The sequence below is a fragment of the Paenibacillus brevis genome, from assembly GCF_018919145.1.
Taxonomy (GTDB): domain Bacteria; phylum Bacillota; class Bacilli; order Paenibacillales; family Paenibacillaceae; genus Fontibacillus; species Fontibacillus brevis.
In genome coordinates this window covers 89,400-110,378 of the sequence record NZ_JAHLQJ010000005.1, presented here as the reverse complement: position 1 = coordinate 110,378, position 20,979 = coordinate 89,400, and the positions used below count along the sequence as shown (strand labels likewise).

Sequence of the window (20,979 nt, the reverse complement as noted above, 5' to 3'; positions counted from 1 at the left end):
AAAGAAAGAGGGTGAGCGAATGGATAGTGATATTTTGCTGCGGATGGAGGGAATACGGAAGGAGTTTCCCGGTGTCGTAGCACTTTCGAATGTCGATTTCTGTCTTCGAAAGGGGGAAATTCATGCGTTGATGGGAGAGAATGGAGCGGGAAAATCAACGCTGATCAAGGTACTAACCGGTGTGCATAAGGAGGATGCCGGAACAATAAAGCTTCGCGGAAGAGAGATTCATCCCAGATCACCGCTTGAGGCGCAGCAACTGGGCATCAGCACGGTCTATCAGGAGGTCAATCTCTGTCCCAATCTTTCTGTTGCGGAAAATATTTATATCGGCAGACAGCCGCGCAAGCGGGGCATGATCGACTGGAACGCAATGCACCGTCTCAGCGAAGAGCTGCTGGCCAGATTAGATCTGCATCTTGACGTCAAGCAGCAACTGTCCCTGTACTCGGTAGCGGTCCAGCAGATGGTCGCCATCGCCAGAGCCGTTGATATTTCCAGCGGAATTCTGATTCTGGACGAGCCGACATCAAGCCTGGATACGAATGAGGTCAAGCAGCTGTTCAGCGTTATGCGCAAGCTGAAGGATGAAGGCATGGGGATTCTGTTCGTCACCCATTTCCTCGATCAGGTCTACGAGATATCGGACCGGATTACGGTTCTGCGCAATGGATTATTGGTTGGGGAGTATGAGACGAAGCAGCTTCCAAGGACACAGCTCGTCTCCCACATGATCGGGCGGGAATGGAATCCGGGAGAGATGGCATTGGAGAAGAGCGAGCGGGGCGAGCAGACCGGAATTTTTCTGGAAGCAAAGGGGCTTGGCAAAAAAGGCTCCATTGAGACCTTCGACCTGAAGATCCACGAAGGGGAAGTGGTCGGACTTGCAGGATTGCTTGGTTCCGGGCGGACGGAAGTAGCCCGCCTGCTGTTCGGAATCGACAAGAGCGACTCGGGTGTTATGGAGCTTTACGGAGAAAAGCTGGCAGCGATCTATCCGCAAAAGGCCATTCGCAGCGGGATGGGCTTCTGCCCCGAGGACCGCAAGGCGGAGGGCATTGTAGGCGAGCTTACGATCCGCGAAAATATCACGCTGGCCTTGCAAGCCAAGCATGGCTTGTTTCCTTATATTCCGGTCAGCAAGCAGAAGGAAATCGCCGAGAAATACATTGACCTACTGAAGATAAAGACGCCAAGTACAGAACAGCGCATTGATAATTTGAGCGGCGGGAATCAACAGAAGGTCATATTGGCTCGTTGGCTGGCCACCGGGCCCAAGCTGTTGATCCTAGACGAGCCGACGCGCGGCATCGATGTTGGTTCTAAAGCCGAGATCCGCAAACTGATCTTCGAACTGGCCGCCATCGGCATATCGATCCTGATTATTTCGGCCGAGCTGGAGGAATTAGTGAATAGCTGTGATCGGGTTATCGTTCTGCGAGACCGTGTTCAAATCGGCGAGGTATCCGGCATGGAAATGAATGAAAGCCGGATTATGCAGATGATTGCGGAGGGGGGAGAACGATATGAAGAAGCCGGCATGGCTTGAGCGCGGAACACCGACACCTAAGGTGGTTTGGCCGCTCCTCGCTCTGCTGATTCTGTACTTGTTCAATCTGATCGTGATGCCCGGCTTTTTCAGGGTAGAACTGATCGACGGGCATCTATATGGAAATCTGGTGGACGTATTGAACCGCGGGACACCGCTGATGATTATTGCACTCGGCATGACGCTGGTGATCGCGAAGGAAGGAATTGATATTTCGGTCGGCTCCGTGCTGGCTATCTCCGGCTCGATGGCGATTTACATGCTGGACGGACATCGCCTATGGGTTGCGATCCTTGCCGCCCTCGGGGTTGGCTTGCTCTGCGGACTGTGGAACGGGATGCTGGTAGCCGTACTGCGGATTCAGCCGATGGTGGCAACGCTGATTCTGTTGACGGTAGGACGGGGGATCGCCCAGCTAATCACGAACGGGCAAATTCTCACAACGACCCGGGACAGCTACGAGTTCATCGGCAAGGGCTTCCTCTTTGGCATCCCCTTTGCAGTCTATATTGCGGCAATTGTCTTCCTGTTGATCTATCTGCTCAAGACGAAGACCGCCTTCGGCCTGTTTCTCGAGTCGACTGGAGCGAACCGCAAATCAAGCGAGTTTGCCGGCGTCAAGCCCCGGGTTATCTTCATGACGGCATATGCGATCTGCGGCCTACTCGCTGCGCTCGCCGGAATTATCTACAGCTCCAATCTCAGCAGTGCGGATGCAAATAATGCGGGACTGTGGTATGAGCTGGATGCCATATTGGCTGTTGTCATCGGAGGAACCTCCATGCGCGGCGGGCGCTTCTATCTGGGAGGAACGGTGGTCGGAGCTATCTTTATCCAAAGCTTGACGACTACGATCTATTCGCTCGGCGTCCCTCCGGAATCTATTCTGTTGGTGAAGGCCGTCGTCGTCATCCTTGTATGTCTGATCCAGTCCGATGTATTCAGGCAGAAGCTGACAGCTCGTAAAAGGAAGGTGACGGCGTCGTGATCAAATCCGGACTTCGTATAAGCAGCAATAACATTATTGTGCTGGCGACGCTGCTGCTGCTCATCCTGTTGTATGGCTCAGGCTCATTCATGTACACCGGCTTCTTCTCCCTTCAGGTGTTTCTGAATCTGTTCATTGATAATGCTTACTTGATTATTGTGGCGACCGGTATGGCCTTTGTCATCATTACCGGCGGCATTGATCTATCCGTGGCTTCTGTAGTCGCCATGATCAGCATGATCTCGGCGTCGCTGCTTCAGCAAGGCATGAATGCTTACCTCGTAATGGTTCTGTCGCTGCTGGTCGGAATTGTGTTCGGTGCCGGGCAAGGCTATTTAATCAGCAAGTTCCAGCTCCATCCGTGGATTGTGACGTTGGCCGGTATGTTCCTGGGGCGGGGGATTGCTTATCTGATCGGAACCGAGAGCATCGTAATCACCAACGCAACCTACACCGCTATTTCAAGTTACAAGCTCAGGCTGTTTGGCGGAAGCTTCATCTCGATCAGTGTGGTTATTGCCCTGTTGTTCGTACTGGTTGCTCTTCTGGTCGGAAAATATACCCGGTTCGGGCGGGCTGTCTATGCGCTTGGAGGCAGTGAACGGTCGGCAGTGCTGATGGGGCTTCCGGTGAGCGGAACGACGATTGCGGTCTATGCGCTGAGCGGTTTTTGCTCCGCCCTGGGAGGGATTGTGTTCACCTTCTATATGCTGTCAGGCAACTCCCTTCACCTGATGGGGATGGAAATGGATGCGATTGCCGCCTGCGTAATCGGGGGAATTCTGTTGACGGGCGGGTTCGGGTACTTGCTCGGGCCGATGCTTGGCGTACTGTGTACCGGCATCATTCAGACGATGATTATTTTCCAGGGAACACTCAGCTCCTGGTGGACCAAGATTGCAGTAGGCTTCTTGCTCTTCCTCTTCATGGCGTTGCAGCGGCTGATCGTTATGCGTAAAGAAAGCGGCGGAGCCCCGATGAAGATAGCTCGGAATATTGCAAAGAATGACGTGAAAATGTAAATACACCGAGTATTCAAATCGATATAGTGAAGATGCAATGCTACATCACCTATTCAAGGGGAGGAATTGGAAGGTATGAAACGAAACAGAAAAAGCTTACTGCTGAGTCTTCTTACACTCATGATGGTTGCGACGCTCTTTGCCGCTTGCGGCAACAGCAATTCCGGAAATACAGCAGAAGGAAATAACGCGCCTGCCGACAAGCCGGCGAACACCGCACCTGCGGATGAACCGGCAGGCAAGAAGATCGTCGTCGGATTTGCGCAGATCGGTGCAGAGAGCGGATGGCGTGATGCGGAAACGGCCTCCATCAAGGATACCTTCGGAAATGACCCCGCTTTTGAGTTGAAGTTCTCCGATGCCCAGCAGAAGCAGGAGAATCAGATCAAAGCGATCCGTTCCTTCATCGCTCAGAAGGTAGATGCAATCGGGCTTGCTCCGGTTGTGGAATCCGGCTGGGAGACGGTGCTGAAGGAAGCCAAGGATGCGGGCATTCCCGTATTCCTGCTCGACCGGGGCATTACGGCAGGGAATGAAGATCTGTATACCTCTTTCATCGGCTCCGACTTCATTCTGGAAGGCGAAAATGCGGCCAAATGGATGCTTGATGAATTTGGTGCCGATGCGCAGGTGAATATCGTGCAGCTCGAAGGCACGGTAGGAGCGAGCGCGGCAAACGACCGTAAAAAGGGCTTCGAGGATGCGATTGCCGGTAATGCAGGCTACAAAATCGTATACTCCCAAACCGGGGACTTTACGCGTGCAAAGGGCAAGGAAGTCATGGAGGCTTACTTGAAAAAAGATAAGAACATTCAGGTCGTCTATGCGCATAACGACGATATGGCGCTTGGAGCGATTCAAGCGATTGAGGAAGCCGGGCTGAAGCCTGGAACCGACATTAAGATCATCGGCGTTGACGGGGTGAAGGGGGCATTTGAGGCGATTGCCGAAGGCAAGATGAATGTGACCGTGGAATGTAATCCGCTGCTCGGGCCTCAGTTAAAGCAGGCAATTCTGGATTATCAGGCAGGCAAGGAGCTTCCGAAATGGATCAAATCCGAGGAAGATGTCTATTTCGGCCAAAAGGCGATTGATGCTTTGCCGAATCGCCAGTACTAAGTGGAAGGTTGTCCCAATACAATAGGTTAAGCGATTCTGCAAAAGAGAACTTTCTCTTTTGCATTTTCGCGTTTTGAAAGATGAGTGATGAAGCATCCATAAACTCCAGGAGGACGGGCTGATGCCATGGGAATTGGTGTGGTTGTCAATCGAAGCATAAGATTCAAGCTGCTCTTGTACTTTGTCTTTACAGTTACCTTCTCGATTCTGACTCTAGGGCTCTGGGGCAGTGCCCTGTACAAAGAGTCGATTGAAGAAGAGACCCACTCCCATACGATCCAGATGATGAATCAGGTCCAGAGAAATATAGAGATTTACCTGGATGAAATGGACAATGTCATTCATTATTTGACGAAGGAAGATACCGTAATCGAGTTTATGCGGGGCAAGGAGCTGCAAGAGGGAAGCCTGGATGAACTCGTTGCTCTTGTGAAGCAGAGGGAGCTGCTCTATGAGCTGAAGCGTCCTGAAATCGCAGGAATCCTGGTTGTGAACCGGAGCAATTTGTACGCCAGTAACACGATGGAGCGGATCACAAGAGACCCGCTTACAGAGGAGGAGTGGTACCGGGCGGCTGTCGGCAATCCGGATCAGCTGCATCTCTTCAGCCATCCGATTGGCCGGAATATCAAGATGAAGGGACAGCCGAATCTGAGTGCGGATCAGGTACTTAGCATCGTCCGGGCAGTCAAAGACCCCGTTACCGCCGAGATCATCGGGGTGATTCTGATCGATATGAGACTGGATTTCATTGAACGGAACGTCGAGTCCGTGTCCCTGGGCAAGAGCGGATTCATTTTCATCATGGATGAAATGGACGGGGTTGTCTATTCACCGGTAAACCGCTTGGTGTACCGGATCAAGGGAGAATGGTTGACGGGGGAATCGGGCAGTCTGATCAAGCCGATCTTCGGCAAGGAGTATCAGATTTTCTACAATAGCTTCAACGGCACGGGCTGGAGAATCGTCGGAACGATCCCGCTAAGCGAGCTGTTAAAGGTGGTCACCGATCTGCAGACGGCTACGGTAATCGTGGCGATGTTCACGCTTCTTGTCGCATTTATTGTCTCCTGGTTCTTCACGAATTCCATTGTGCGGCCGGTTGACAAACTTAGGAGCCTGATGCGGAAAGTCGAGGAAGGAGAGCTATATATTCGATTTCCCGGCAAGTCCAAGGATGAAATAGGCCAACTCGGCAACAGCTTTAACAAAATGGTTCAGGAGATCGAGAATCTGATCAATATGGTGTACCTCGAGCAAAGGGAGAAACGCGAGGCAGAATTGAAAGCGCTTCAGGCCCAGATCAAGCCGCATTTTCTCTACAATACCTTGGATACGATTCAATGGATGGCTCAGGATCGTGATGCTCAAGACATTGTTGAGATGGTTATTGCCCTTACGAATCTGTTCCGGATCGGCCTGAGTAAAGGTAACGAGATTATCGGGCTAAGCAAGGAACTGGAGCATGTGGAGAGCTATCTGGTCATTCAGATGGCTCGTTATGAAAATAAGCTGACTTACGAGATGGATGTCCCAGCGGAAATCAGAGGTTATCAGGTCGTAAAGATCATTTTGCAGCCGCTTGTGGAAAATGCCATTTACCATGGAATCAAGCTGAAGCCGGGAACGGGAAAAATCCTTATTCGCGGACGAATAAAGGACAACAGCTTAACTTTGGAGGTTCTGGACGACGGGATCGGAATGACGGAGGAGAAGCTGCGGCAGGTGAGAGAGGATTTGCAGCATGTTAGACAATCGGAGCGCAACAGCGGATACGGACTGTTCAATGTTCATGAAAGAATCCTGCTATCCTATGGCCCAAGCTATGGGATATCAATCGACAGTACGTTGGGACAAGGAACGGTAATTGTAGTCCGCTTGCCATTAGTGAATTGACAGATGGGGGGATCAGTCATGTGGAAGCTGCTAATCGCTGATGATGAGCCGAAGATTCGCCGGGGGCTGGCCAAGATCATTCCCTGGCAGGAATGGGGCATTGAGCTTGTGGGTGAAGCGGAAGACGGCCAACGGGCTCTGGAGCAGGTCGAAGGACTTCAGCCGGATATTCTGTTTATGGATATCAACATGCCCTTTATTAACGGACTGGATCTGATTGAACAAATGAGGCCTTTCCTTCAGCGCTGCATCGTTATCGTCATTACCGGCTATGATGAATTCGCCTATGCCCAGAAGGCATTGAAGCTCCGGGTGTTCGATTACATTCTGAAGCCGGTTATCAAATCGAAGCTGGAGTCTGTTATTGCCCGGGCAGTGGAGAGCCTGGAGCAGTCCCGGCTGAAGGAGGAGGAGCAGCGATGGCTGGGGGATCAGATTCAGTCCAATTCATCTCTGATCCGGGATCGGTTCCTGATGAATTGGCTGGAGGGATTGACTCAGCAGGAGGAGGAGATACGCAGAAATCTGAACTTTTTCGAGCTTCATCTGGAGGGAGCCTGCGGCATGCTGATCGTGAAGGTGATGAGTCATCTGGACACCGGTTATACCCATCGGGAATGGGACAAGGATTTGCTTGAATTTGCTTCCAGAAATGTGGTTGAAGACGCTGTTCGTTCCGAGCAGGCCATTGTCTTTGGGGATCAAAGAGGGCATATTGTCGTTCTGTATGCGAGTCCGGTGCATTTGCAGCGTATAGAGCTTGGAGAGAAGGTCCAGCAGAAGCTTGAGAATATCCTTGAAAAAGTCGTGCTGTATGAACAGAACTTTGTGTCAAACGGGGTTGAAGAAATACCCGCCAAGTACATGGAAATGATCACTGAGCTTAAGAAGAAAGGCAGTCTGTCTCCGGTCGTTGTGCTGGCTAAGAAGTTCATCGATCGCAATTATCATCAGCCGGAGCTGTCATTGAGCGATGTCGCAGAAGGCGTCCAGGTCAGCCCGACTTATCTGAGCAAGCAATTAAAGCGGGAGCTGGGGCTGTCCTTTATCGATTATTTAACCGAGGTGCGTATTCGGCGGGCCATCCAAATGATGACTGATCCGGCGGCCAAGGTCTATGAAATTGCCGAAATGGTCGGCTATAGCAGCCAGCATTATTTCAGCAACACCTTCAAGAAGGTGACCGGAATCTCACCGTTAATGTACCGGAAGGGGCAGCGCTGATGAGCAGAATGGTAAGGGGAATCATGGTGCTTTTCCTGCTGGGGGTATGCCTTCTGGCTTGGCAATGCAAATGGTTCGACAGCAAGGAGACCGGCAATGAGGTGCGATATCTGATCGGGGTATCGCAGCCCAACCTGTCGGAGCCTTGGCGGGTGGTTATGAATGAAGAGATTCTTGAGGAAGTGGAGCGCCGGGATGACGTCAGAGTGATCTTCATGGATGCCAGACAGACCAGCGGACAGCAGGCGAAGGATGTAAAGAATCTGCTTGAATACGGAATCGATCTGCTGATTGTCTCGCTGGATGATCCGGTTGCCTTAACGCCTGCGATTACCGAGGCTTACAGCAAGATCCCGGTCATCGTCATGGGCAGGGGGGTGACGGGATACGATTACTCCCTGTACATCGGTACAGATAATGAAATGATTGGCCAAAAGGCTGGGGAATTCGCATTGGAAACCTTGGGGGAGCAGGGAGGAAGAGTGGTTGAAGTCCAGGGGCTGGAGGGCTCGCCCAGCGTGATGGAACGAAGCATGGGGTTCCGCGATATCGTGGAAAATGCCGAGAAGGTGCAAATCGTCCGGACCTTTCAGGCAGACTGGCAGCGGGATAAAGCAGAGGATCTGTTGACCAGCTGGTTTTCTGACAACCGGAACGTGGATCTTGTGTTTGCCCATAATGAAGCGATGGCATTGGGGGCTTACCGCGCAGCCCAGAACTCCGGCTTGCCCCATCTGGATATCATCGGCATTGACGGCGTGAATTCGGAGAATGGAAGCTATCATTTGATCTCGGACAACCAGCTTACAGGTACATTCACCAGCCCGACTGGGGGGAAAGAGGCCGTCAATTATGCGATCGATATTTTGAATAAGGAGAAGGGGATTCCGAAGCAAGTTATCTTAAGGAGCCAGAAGATCACTGCCGATAGCAGTCTTGGCACCGGAGGGCTTGAGGGTGATAAGCAAGCCTTGAACGGACAAACGGAAAAGAGGGCGAATAGCAAGAAGAACAAAATTGTGCTCGGATTTGCCCAGGTGGGTACAGAGAGCAGTTGGAGGCTGGCGAATACGAAGTCGGTGATTGAGGCCGCCAAGGAAGCGGATATTGAACTTGTCTATGATAACGCCGAGCAGTCGCAGGAGAAGCAAATTGAAATTATCCGCAGGTTTATCAAGCAGAAGGTGGATGTGATCGCCTTCTCGCCCAAGACGGAAACAGGCTGGGAGACCGTTCTACAGGAGGCGAAAGAGGCAGGAATTCCGGTTATTCTGTCGGACCGGGAAGTGAATGTCAGCGACGATACCCTGTGGACGGCTTATATAGGCTCGGATATGACGGATGAGGGGCGCCGGGCTGCGGACTGGCTCGTCAAGAATGTGAGGGAGAAGGAGCAATACCGCATAATTGAGCTGCAAGGAACAGAGAAATCGGCGCCGGCACTCGGACGCAAGAAGGGCTTCGATGAGGTAATCCGGCAGTACAGCCAGTACGAGCTGCTTTCGTCATATTACGGAGATTACACGCTACAAAGCGGCAGGCTTATTATGGAGCGAGCGCTGCAGCAATACGGAGACCGGATCGATATTGTCTATTCCCACAATGACGATATGGCGCTGGGTGCCATTCAGGCTATTGAGGATTACGGACTGGCTCCGGGCAAGGATATGATCCTGATCTCCATCGATGCGACAAGGCCGGCGTTTCAGGCCATGGCTGCCGGGAAGCTGAACATGGCGGTAGAGTGTAACCCGCTCCTCGGACCTCAATTGATGAAGGCGGTACGGGACTTAATGGACGGCAAGGATTTGCCTATGAAGATTATTACCGCGGAAGGATTGTTTCCGATGGAGACCGCTAAGCGAGAGTTGCACAACCGGGATTTTTAAGGGCGGAATATTACATGAAATGCCGTGATTTTATAAATACTTCCTTGCCATGCGATTTTTATAATGTAGTTGTGCTTATTGCAGCACGATCAATAACTATTGAAGGAGGAAGGGACTTGTTATTTTCATGGAAAAAGGCAACCCGCAGAGCACTCAGACAGACGCTACCCCTCTTCATATCGGTTTCAGTCGTCCTTTCACTGTTTCAACCCTTGAATGCGCTTGCAGACGCGAATCCGGTTCCGCTATCGGATCCGCCTAAAAATGTGTTCAAGGAGGATTTCAACGACGGGGATGCCGCTGGCTGGGTTACTTATGCGGCGGCGAATGGCAGCAATGCTTGGCAGGTAAATCATGGCCAATATCAAGTAACCGGCTCGGACGGAACCAAGTCGGTGTATCAAGACGCTTCGTTCACTGATTTGGTCTACGAGGCGGATTTCACTGTAGGGGGGTATAATGACGACTCTACCGGCGTGCTCTTTCGAGTCTCGGATCATCTGAGCGGGAATGTTGCCGACGGCTATAACGGCTACTATGTCTCCTTGAGGGTTGACAAGAAGGCCATGCTGGGCCGGGTTACCGGCAACAATGAGTGGAAGGAGCTTCAGACCGTCTCAATCCCCTGGACGAGCGGACATCTGAAGGTGGTTGCAGTGGGCAATCACCTTCAGGTATTTGTGAACGACATGCATTCTCCGGTGATTGATTATATCGATCAGGACGGCAAAGAGATTACGGAGGGCGGAGCCATTGGCTTGCGTACCTGGTGGGGAACCTCGACGATTGATAATATCGTCGTTAAGGAATATGCAGGGACTCAGACAAGTGCGCCGGTGTTCAGTCTAGCAGGCGGACACTATGAAAGCTCTCAGCTCGTGACATTGTCTTCCGCAGCGGACGATGCAGTCATCCGGTATACGACGGATGGGAGCGAGCCTGACCGCCGGTCGCGTATTTACCGCTCTCCGATTCCTGTATCCTCTGCGAAGATGATCAAGGCTTATGCGGAGAGAGCGGGAGAGATGGTCTCGGACACGGTGACTGCGTTATATACCGTTGGGGATGCCGAGGTCAGGCTGGAGCCGGGCTTTAGCGATAGCGATGCAGGCGGCTGGACTGCCTTTGACGGCTGGAGAAGCGGCGAGTGGTCCGCAACTGGTGCTACTTATGATGCATGGTCCGTCACGGAGGCTGCGTACACCGTGTTTGATAGCTCCGGAGATAAGCTGCTGATCGATCTTGATGAGGAGAGCTTCATTTTCGAAGGGGATATAGATCTGCACGAGGGCTGGCAGAGCAGCGGATTTGTATTCCGGGTTAGCGACCCGGGGGCAGGGCCTGACAAAATGAACGGTTATTTTGTCGGGATCGGCAATCCGGGCGTCCTGGAGATTGGAAGAATGGACTCGGCCGGCAATAACGGCAGCGGAAGCTGGACCGGAATTGCCAGGCTGGGCGTGCCGGTAAATCCGGACAGCCCGAACCATTTGAAGGTCATCGGCGCCGGCACCACATATTATATTGAACTCAATGGAGTTCCGGTCTATACCTTTACAGACAGCACGTATATGTGGGGTAATACAGGCTTGAGAGCTTGGAACGACAATGGGCTGGTGTCCTATGACAATATCCGTTATACCGGGTTAACCCTGCTGCCGGACATTCCTGAGGAGCCGGTCGACCCGGCAGATCCGCCGCTGCCTTCCGCTGCATTTACTGAAGACTTTAATGATGGGAATGCAGATGGCTGGACAACGTACGGGGGAACGTTTACGGTTACCGATGGCAAATATGCTGCCAAGAACGGCTCGGGGACAAAGGCTGTGGCCTCATCAACCAGCTTCAGCAATTTTGTCTATGAGGCTGATGTCAGTCTGGGCAGCGGTACCAATGACCACAATGCCGGATTGATTTTCCGGGTACAGGATCCTGCGGTGGGGACAGATAATCTGAAGGGCTATTATGCCGGGATCGGCATCAATGGACGCGTTCAGGTGGGGAAGTTCAATAACAACTGGAAGGAGCTTGCCTCCATCCCCTATCCGGTTTCAGCAAACACCAATTATCGCATGAAGGTTATCGCTGATGGCCGCAATATCGATGTCTACATCAATGAGGAGTGGATTGTCAGCGTCGTAGACCGAACTTATACGACAGGCGCGATCGGTGTCCGCAATTTCCTGATCGATGCCACCTATGATAATTTGTCCGTTGCGGAAACGGTTCCTACCAATCTGCCTTCCTTTGACTGGTCCTGGGTACAGGGGGCGGTATTCGTTCCGACAAACGCGGTGAACCAGCTTCAGCAGTGGCATCAGTACGACCATGACATCAATGACCGGGAAATGTACTATGCCCAATTGTACGGGATCAATCTGGTGCGCGTCTATATTCATAATTTGCTGTGGGAATACGACCGGGAGAACTTGCTTGTCAACATGGAGGATTTCCTGCAGATCGCAGACAAATACGACATCAAGGTGGAGGTCGTGCTGTTCGATGACTGCTGGAATGATTATCCGGAGCTCAAACCAAACGGCGACTATCCGGCTCCGGTCTTCGGCAAGCATAACAGTCAGTGGGTGGAAGGACCGGGCGATGCTTACAAGGCCCAGTATAATGCCGCCGACGGAGTAGTGAAGCAGAAGCTGGAGGACTATGTAAAGGGTGTTGTCAGCCGCTTCAAGAATGATGAGCGCATTGCCTTCTGGAACGTATTTAACGAACCGAGCAACGGGGAATCCGGTCTGATGGATCAAGTGACCAAGCAGATCATGAATGACTCCAGAATCTGGATTCGCGAGGTTGGTCCGATTCATGCCATGTCCTCAACAGGAGGACAGTTTTCAGGAGGCCCGTTCTCCGACTTCATTACCTACCATCCTTATGAATCGAATTATCCGATTCCTGCCGAGTATGGCGATCCGCGTGAAGTGCTTGCCGACGAGGTCATGAACCGGCTGACTCAGTCTGTTCCGGGGGTAGTCTCCGGCTTTGGAAAGAAAGGGCATGGCTTCGTGATGTGGGAGTTCGGCATTGGCCGGGATAATACCCGATTCTATTGGGGGACAGACGTAAATCCGGCAAAAGAAGAGATGGAGGTGCCGTTTCACGGGATTGTATATCCAGACGGTCACCCATGGGATATCAACGATATCAAGGCCATGATTGGTGAGGAGCGTTTCAATCAACTCCCGGTATATAACGTTTCTTATTATTACGATGATAACTTTGCGAGATTGGCAAAAAAATCAATAACGCCTTCGATCGATTTCGATTTGGGCGATGAACGCGGCACCGGTGCGCCGGACGCATCTGTCGGCATGGATAAGGATCATTTCTCCGTCCGCTGGGTCGGCACAGTCCAACCGGCTGAGACAGGCGAATATACGATTTATGCCGATAGCGATCATATTGCCCGGGTATGGGTTGATGGTCGAAAGATCATCGACAAGACCTCCGGTCAACGAGAAGAAGTAAAGGCAACCCTCTCATTGGCTGCTCATGAGAAGTATGCGGTGAAGATAGAGTATGTGCATGCTGCAGGCGATGCCAGCCTGCATATTCTCTGGTCCGGACCGGGAACGGGCAAGCAAGCCATGCTGCCGGTCTATGCGGATAAGGCAGTCGAATCCATTTCCTTCGGAGAGGACTCCATCCGGCTCAAAGCAGGGGAATCGCGGCAGCTGATCCCGCAATTTACACCGGCAGATGCCTCCAATCAGAATGTGATCTGGAGCTCGAACAAGCCGGGGATTGCTGCGGTGAATTCTGACGGTGTAGTGAAGGGCGTGGCCAAAGGCAATGCAACGATTCGGGCTACAGCGGTTGACGGGGGAATGAGCGCGACCGTGAATGTAGAGGTCGATACGGGAACTACCTTTGCGAATCCGATTGTTCAGGTCTCCGGAGGGGGAGGATCGGCGGATCCATCCATCGTGTTCAAGGACGGCTACTATTATTATGTAAAGTCTATGAGAGACAACTCCATTGTGGTGGCGAAAGCCAGAAGGCTTCAGGATATCGGCTCGACACCGCGCGTGACCGTCTATACACCGCCAAGCGGGATGATGTACTCCAAGGATCTATGGGCTCCGGAGCTTCAGTACATTAACGGCAAATGGTACATCTATTTTGCCGCCGATGACGGCGACAATGCCAATCACCGGATGTATGTGCTTGAAGCCAACTCGCAGGACCCGCAGGGAACATATACCTTTAAGGGGAAGATTACCGATTCAACAGATCGCTGGGCGATTGACGGCGCGGTTCTCCAGACCGATGATGGCGCTCTCTACTTCATTTGGTCCGGTTGGGAGGGCACAGTGAATGTAAAGCAAAATCTTTACATTGCACCGATGAGCAATCCATGGACGATCAGCGGACCGAGAGTCATGATCTCAACCCCGGCAGAAGCCTGGGAGCTGCACGGCCAGCCCTATATTAATGAAGGTCCCGAGCTTCTAAAGAAGGACGGCAAGATCTTCATTGTTTATTCGGCAAGCGGCAGCTGGACGGATGATTATGCGCTAGGCATGCTGACGAATACAAATGGAAATGTGCTTGATCCGGCTTCCTGGACCAAGAGCGGTCCGGTATTCTCTAAAGCACCTACGGCATATGGTCCAGGCCATAACACTTTCACGGTATCTCCGGACGGAAAGGAGGATTGGCTTGTCTACCATGCTGTGAAAAACTCCGGCGGAGGCTGGGCCAACCGCAGTGTTCGGGCACAGAAATTCACCTGGAACGCCGATGGCACGCCTAATTTCGGGACACCGGTGTCCTATGGTGCCGCCATCGTGGAGCCTTCGGGTACTCCTGCTATCGAACGGTATCAATATGAGGCAGAGGATGCGCATTTGGGCGGCAAGGCTGCTATAGTCAGCGAAGGCAATGCCTCGGGAGGCAAAGTCGCCGGGAAACTGGATACTTCATCCGACTATATTGAATTCAGCGTGGATGTAGAGCGCGGAGGAGAATACACGCTCATTGTTATGGCTGACAACGGGTCCTCCGGCAGCGGGTTAGCCGAGCAGTCCGTCCGGATTAACGATGGAGCAGCTCAGAGTGTTTCTCATCCGAGCTTTGGCTGGGGACACTACAATCCATCCTCGATCGATGTTCATCTGGAGAGCGGTTCGAATACGGTGCGGATTGCCGGCAAGATGAATTTTGCTCAAGTAGATTATATTGTACTGGAGCGGATTGAAGCAGATTCCGGCAGTAAACCGGTTGAAGACTTATGGCCCGATAAAACCTCGGTTTCCGTCAGAGCGGGTGCCTCTGTTACGGTAGAAGTAGCAGCAAGACCGATTGCGGGAACTGACAAGACGCTTACAGCGGTCTCCTCCGACAGCCAGGTGGCCGAGGTTGCCTGGAGCGGGAAGGATACGGCTACCGGGAGGGCATTCTATACCATAACAGGCATTAAGCCAGGCACGGCGACAGTCGAAATTACGAGCAAGTCAAACAGCGGTTTGAAGATCAAGCTCCCGATTACCGTGCTTGGCGAAGCAAGAGAACCGGACTTGACCGGGTTCACGATTGATCATTTTGACACCTCCCAATTGGATAGCGCCTGGTCCATTGTAAAGGAAAACAAGGCGAACTGGAGTCTGGGTAAAAATCCGGGATCCCTGACGATCAATACGACAGCCACTGATGTGTACCAGGATAACAACTCCCAAGACAATGTGTTTTTACGGGAGGTATCCAAGAGCAGCGATTTTGAAATCATCGCCAAGATGACCATGCCTATTACGGCCAATCATGAGCAGGCGGGAATGTTTGTGTGGAAGGATGCGGACAATTTCGTGAAGCTGGGGCATGTATGGAGCAACGGCCGGATTATCGAAACGGCCTATGAGTTGAACCGTACCTACCGCAAGCCGGGCAACTACGCTGCGCATCCGGGCGGAGACACCATGACGCTCAAAATCCGCAAAATGGGCAACGTGTATACAACCTTCTATTGGGACGGCTACCAATGGGTTCAGGCATCGGATCCGGTGACGGCAGATCTTGGCGGCGTCAAGGTAGGCTTCTATGCCAACAGCATTGTATCCGGCGTTTCCAAGCAAGCGTCCTTCGATTATTTCGCGGTCCGCGAAATGACCGGCGGCGTTGATGTGACGCCGAAGACAGCGGCGCTGAAGGTTGGGGAAAGCCTGCAGCTTACCAATACAGGGGCAAGCGGAGACCATGTAATATGGGCTTCATCAAATACAAGTATTGCCGAGGTAAATGCCTCCGGTCTTGTCCAGGCCAAGGCACAGGGACGCACGGTAATTACCGCGAAGGATCTCAGCGGCAATTACAGCTCACAAGCTGTGATTACGGTGGAGGACACAAGCGCCGTACCGGAGGTCTTATATGAGGAGGATTTTGAACAAGGCAATATTTCCGATTGGGAGACTTACGGAGGAACCTGGACCATCTCTTCTGATCATGCTCTGACTGTGAATAGCGGAGCAGGCTTCAAGGCTTTGCTGAAGGGGAAGCACTTCACAGATTACATTTATGAAGCTGATGTCACCTTGGTTAGCGGAACGGAAGCGGGGCTGATCTTCCGGACTGCCAATGCCGCAGTCGGACCGGATGCTCTGGACAGTTATTATATAGGCATCAATGCAGCCAACAAATCGGCAGTCTTCGGGGAAATGAAAGGTGGAATCTGGCGGGAGATTGCTGCCAGACCGCTGCCGATCCATTTGAATCAGACCTATAGAATCAAAGTCGTTGCGGATGATGAGCATATCCGGATTTACATCAACGATAATCCATTGAATTTAAATCCTTATCCTAAGTTTGATTTGACGGACAGTGTTCATCCAGGCACAGGAGCCCTCGGCTTCAGAACCTGGAATGCCGAGGCGAAGTTCGATAATGTGAAGGTAAGCTCGTATGCGGAACAACTCCCGGAACAAACCTACTCCAACCCGGACTTGTTACCGGGCATAGCCGATCCTTATGTGCTGTTCCACGAAGGAGTCTATTATTTGTACGGTACACATACGGCGGATTGGCCGGGTACGCAGAACGGCATCAAGGCTTATACCTCAACCGACCTGGTACACTGGGAGGATCAAGGCTATGCCTTAAGCAAGGAAGACACCTGGGGTAATAATCGGTTCTGGGCGCCGGAGGTGATCGAGAAGAACGGCACCTTCTACATGTACTATGCCGTAGAAGAACGCCTTGCCGTTGCTACAAGTGATTCGCCTTTAGGGCCGTTTGTACAGGATGTTCAGGCGCCGCTTCATCTGAATACGCCTGAGATTGATGCGCATATTTTTACGGATGATGATGGCAAGAGTTATATGTATTTTGTTCGGTTCAACAATAACAATCACATCCTGGTTGCGGAAATGAATGAAGATATGAAGTCCATTAAGGAAGACACGGTCCAATTTGTGTTTGCGCCTACGCAAAACTGGGAGCTAAGCACGAAGCAGCCGGCAGCAAAGATCAATGAAGGACCGTTCGTGATCAAGCATAATGGAACCTATTATATGACGTACTCGGGTAATCACTTTGAAAGTCCGGATTACGGGGTCGGATATGCGACAGCGCCAACACCGACAGGTCCATGGACGAAGTATGAATATAACCCGATCATGAAGTCAAACACACTGGTGCCGGGTGCGGGCCATCACTCCCTCATCTATTCGCCGGATGGATCTGAATTATTTATGGTCTACCATACGCACTACCGCGTGGGTCAGACTGAGCCGCGAAAGCTGGCGATTGACCGCGTTCAGTTCGTTCCGCAAGAGAGCGGACCGGATGCGATGGAAGTATGGGGACCAACGGTTACGCCGCAGCCGATGCCTTCCAGTAAGAGCATTGAACCTGAACCGGTCGCCGTGGAGAGGATTGCGGTATCCGGAGCCGGCGGTGTCGCGAGTATTACAAGTAAGGGCGGGACTCTGCAATTGCTTGCCGAAGTGCTTCCGGCGGATGCCAGCGATAAGCGTGTGAACTGGTCGATCATCAACGGAAATGCATACGCAGATCTCTCGCTCGCCGGGCTATTAACCGCCAAAGGTAACGGAACGGCGACCATACGAGCAACCTCCGTAAGCACCCCGGACGTCTTTGGGGAAATCACTGTAGTTATTTCCGGGCAGCAAGCCGCTTCTGGCGGAGGAGGGACATCTCCAACACCGGGCGGCCCTTCTTCCCCATCACCTGGCATACCGGGTTCGGGAACGAAGCCTTCGGATACGGCAGGACAGGTGAATGGAAACACACTGCAGTTAATCGAAGCTAAGCCTGATGCGAATGGGGCCGTATTCTACGAAGTGCCTGCTGATCTGTTCATCCAGGCAGCTGCAAAAGCGGCAGATGGAACGGTTGCAATTTTTGCCGCGTCAGGAACTGCTGACCGTGCAGCTATTGCCTTGAAGGCGGAGCTTCTTGATGCTGCATCCAAGCAGGGAATCAAGCAATTGAGTCTTGACCTGGGCTTTGCCAGGATGGCCTTCGATCCGTCCGCACTTCCGTCAGAGCTAGCAGCAAGCGGAACAATCACCTTGAAAGTATCCAGGAACGGTGAACGGCCTGATCTGACAGGAGTCGACGGCTTAAGTGGAGTCATTGCTGCGTACGAGGTTGTCTTGGAGCACGGTGGCAAAATCGTATCGGGGCTTGCTCCGCGCACGCTTCGGATCGGATTGGATTACAAGCTTGAGTCAGGGCAAGATCCGGAACATGTCATTGTATTCTTTATAGATGACGAGGGACGACCGCGGATGATTGTAAATGGTGCTTATCATTCCGATCCAGGCAGGGCGGAGCTGTCAGCTTCCGACTTGGGCACTTACGCCGTTGCCTACCGAGATATTTCCTTTGATGATCTGGGTCATGCCGCATGGGCGCGTCAGGGAATCAGCGCACTCGCGGCCAGAGGAATCCTTCAGGGAATCGGTGATAACAAATTCCAGTCGGGAGCAAAGGTATCGCGGGCTGAATTTGTCTCGATGCTGATCCGCTCCTTAGAGTTAAGCGATGCTAAAGCATCGAGCTCTTTTACTGATGCCAAGACAGGAGCTTGGTATTACGAAGCAGTCGCAAGCGCGCAGAAGCTGGGAATTGTAAACGGCAAGCCTGACGGCAGCTTCGGCGTCAGCGATGACATTAGCAGACAGGAGATGGCTGCCATGGCCTATCGTGCCGCGCAATTGGCCGGCATCCAATTCAGCCCTTCTTCAATCGGTGCTTCCTTCCTCGATCAGGAGAAGATTTCCTCGTATGCGCAAGAAGCAGTTGCTGCGATGAAAGCTTCAGGCATCATCAACGGCAAAGGGAATAACCTGTTTGCGCCACAGGATTCTGCCACACGAGCTGAAGCGGCAATAATAATCTATCATTTATTCAACCTGATACCGTAAGATGAAGAAAAGGGACAGTCTCCTTAGATCTCTGATTTATGGAGACCGTTCCTTTTTTATTCCCCTATTGAAGTATCCTTGGAATACCTCATAATGAGGGATAGAAACAAGAAGAAATCCACTTCTTTACGGGAGGCGTTGAAGATATGACGATCAGCAATCCGATACTAAAGGGGTTCAATCCGGACCCGTCCATTGTTCGTGCTGGTGACGACTATTATATTGCGACTTCAACCTTTGAATGGTTTCCAGGAGTACAGCTGCATCATTCCAAGGATCTGGTTCATTGGGAGCTGATCGGACATCCGCTTGGGGAGCGGCGTCTGCTTGACATGAGCGGCAACCCGAATTCAGGCGGCATCTGGGCGCCTTGCCTTAGCTATCATGAAGGCGTATTCTATCTGATTTATACTGATGTCAAAAGCTTGGCCGGCGCGTTCAAGGATACGCCAAACTATTTGACTACGGCAACCGATATCCGCGGCCCTTGGTCTGATCCGGTCTATTTGAACAGCAGCGGGTTTGACCCTTCACTGTTCCATGATGATGACGGCAGAAAGTGGCTTGTTAATTTGATCTGGGATCATCGGAAGAACAGGAATCCTTTTCACGGCATCGTGCTTCAAGAGTATTCGGAGGCTGAGCAGAAGCTGGTTGGCCCTAAGAAAGTAATTTTCCGGGGCACCGAGCTGGGGTGTACGGAAGGTCCGCACATTTATAAACGAAATGGTTGGTATTACCTGATGGTGGCCGAAGGAGGCACCGGGTATGAGCATGCGGTAACCGTAGCCCGGTCCCGTTCCTTGTCAGGTCCTTATGAGGTAGACCCGGCGAATCCGGTTCTGACCTCGCAGGGTAATCCGGACCTGCCGCTGCAGAAGGCAGGTCATGCCAGCCTGGTGGAGACGCAGAACGGGGAGTGGTATATGGTGCATCTCTGCTCACGCCCGCTTCCGGGCCTGCAGCAGTCGCCTTTGGGAAGAGAGACGGGGATTCAACAATGCGAATGGACAGAGGATGGCTGGATTCGTCCTGTCAATGGGCGGCACCCTCAGGCGAATGTGCAGAGTCCGGCACTGCCTTCAGCACCTGCCCTTGCGCCTGTAGAATGTGATCACTTTGACGGGACTAGCCTGGATGTGCATTATTCCACACTGCGTGAGCCTGCCGAAGACAGCTGGCTGAGTCTGACCGAGCGTCCTGGTAATTTGCGTCTCTACGGCAGACAATCCCTGAACTCGCATTTCAGTCAGAGCCTCGTTGCCAAGCGGATTCAGCATTTCAGGTTTGAGGCAGAGACGGTTGTTGAATTCGACCCCGAGCATTTCCAGCAGATGGCCGGATTAGTCTGCTACTACAACAGCAAGAATTATTACTATTTGCGTATTAGTCACGATGAGAAGCTGGGAAAGACCCTGAATGTCCTGATTAGCGACAACGGAGCTTACGATGAGCTGCTCGCCCAAGACCTTCCCATCCGTGACTGGGGCGGCCGCTGCTATCTTAAAGTACAAATCCAGGAGCATGAGGTCCGGTTCTTTGCTTCGCCGGACGGAGAGAGCTGGACAGCGGTTGGCGATTCTCTTCCTTTTGGACATCTTTCGGATGAGTATGCGACTCGCCATGTGAACGGATTTTTTACGGACTGGGGCTTCACAGGGGCATTTGTCGGGCTGTGCGTGCAGGATTTAAGCGGGGAAAAGAAAGCGGCAGACTTCGATTATTTTTGCTGCCGGAATCTTTAGGAGACAGTTCAAAAGGCCAGCTTGGATTACACGCTTTAAGGACCCCCTTTTTCCGCCATGAACTGTAAACGCAAATTGTCAGGCGAACCGCTTTATGTTACAGTAGAACTATCTTAAGCGAACGGAGGGTTCCTCGTGATTATTATTAA

Annotated in this window: 9 protein-coding genes; all 9 read left to right on the top strand. The window is 52.1% G+C overall.

Translation table 11 applies throughout. The annotated features are described in order from the left end of the window. The first annotated feature begins 19 nt into the window (after positions 1-19). The 9 genes from KQJ23_RS07365 to KQJ23_RS07325 all read left to right on the top strand — a co-directional run bounded on the left by KQJ23_RS07365 (position 20) and on the right by KQJ23_RS07325 (position 20,830). Positions 20-1,549: a sugar ABC transporter ATP-binding protein gene (locus tag KQJ23_RS07365; protein ID WP_216478212.1), complete on the top strand. Its 1,530-nt coding sequence runs from the start codon at positions 20-22 to the stop codon at positions 1,547-1,549. Continuing rightward, entirely contained in the window at positions 1,527-2,537 is a 1,011-nt protein-coding gene (locus KQJ23_RS07360) for an ABC transporter permease (RefSeq protein ID WP_216478211.1), read from the top strand. Before KQJ23_RS07365 ends, KQJ23_RS07360 begins: the two co-directional genes overlap by 23 nt. Then, on the top strand, positions 2,534-3,559 hold the full coding sequence (gene yjfF, locus KQJ23_RS07355) for a galactofuranose ABC transporter, permease protein YjfF (protein ID WP_346779360.1): 1,026 nt from the start codon (positions 2,534-2,536) through the stop codon (positions 3,557-3,559). Before KQJ23_RS07360 ends, yjfF begins: the two co-directional genes overlap by 4 nt. 75 nt (positions 3,560-3,634) lie before the next feature. After that, positions 3,635-4,678, top strand: a complete 1,044-nt coding sequence (locus KQJ23_RS07350; RefSeq protein WP_216478210.1) for an ABC transporter substrate-binding protein — start codon at positions 3,635-3,637, stop codon at positions 4,676-4,678. A gap of 126 nt (positions 4,679-4,804) precedes the next feature. After that, positions 4,805-6,574, top strand: coding sequence for a cache domain-containing sensor histidine kinase (locus KQJ23_RS07345; protein ID WP_216478209.1), 1,770 nt, complete (start codon positions 4,805-4,807; stop codon positions 6,572-6,574). Between the two features lie 18 nt (positions 6,575-6,592). After that, a complete protein-coding gene (locus KQJ23_RS07340; RefSeq protein WP_216478208.1) occupies positions 6,593-7,798 on the top strand; it encodes a response regulator transcription factor in 1,206 nt (401 codons plus the stop codon). After that, complete coding sequence (locus tag KQJ23_RS07335) at positions 7,798-9,687, top strand: substrate-binding domain-containing protein (RefSeq protein ID WP_216478207.1); 1,890 nt, start codon at positions 7,798-7,800, stop codon at positions 9,685-9,687. Before KQJ23_RS07340 ends, KQJ23_RS07335 begins: the two co-directional genes overlap by 1 nt. A gap of 116 nt (positions 9,688-9,803) precedes the next feature. Then, the gene (locus KQJ23_RS07330) at positions 9,804-19,085 is read left to right on the top strand and encodes a family 43 glycosylhydrolase (RefSeq protein WP_216478206.1); all 9,282 of its coding nucleotides are present in this window, start codon (positions 9,804-9,806) and stop codon (positions 19,083-19,085) included. 146 nt (positions 19,086-19,231) lie between these two features. Next, positions 19,232-20,830, top strand: a complete 1,599-nt coding sequence (locus KQJ23_RS07325; RefSeq protein WP_216478205.1) for a glycoside hydrolase family 43 protein — start codon at positions 19,232-19,234, stop codon at positions 20,828-20,830. The last annotated feature ends 149 nt before the right edge of the window (positions 20,831-20,979 follow it).

Coding starts and splice junctions, on each gene's coding strand:
- KQJ23_RS07335 (WP_216478207.1), top strand. CDS start 7,798: ATGAGCAGAATGGTAAGGGGAATCATGGTGCTTTTCCTGCTGGGGGTA.
- KQJ23_RS07325 (WP_216478205.1), top strand. CDS start 19,232: ATGACGATCAGCAATCCGATACTAAAGGGGTTCAATCCGGACCCGTCC.
- KQJ23_RS07350 (WP_216478210.1), top strand. CDS start 3,635: ATGAAACGAAACAGAAAAAGCTTACTGCTGAGTCTTCTTACACTCATG.
- KQJ23_RS07345 (WP_216478209.1), top strand. CDS start 4,805: ATGGGAATTGGTGTGGTTGTCAATCGAAGCATAAGATTCAAGCTGCTC.
- KQJ23_RS07360 (WP_216478211.1), top strand. CDS start 1,527: ATGAAGAAGCCGGCATGGCTTGAGCGCGGAACACCGACACCTAAGGTG.
- KQJ23_RS07340 (WP_216478208.1), top strand. CDS start 6,593: ATGTGGAAGCTGCTAATCGCTGATGATGAGCCGAAGATTCGCCGGGGG.
- KQJ23_RS07365 (WP_216478212.1), top strand. CDS start 20: ATGGATAGTGATATTTTGCTGCGGATGGAGGGAATACGGAAGGAGTTT.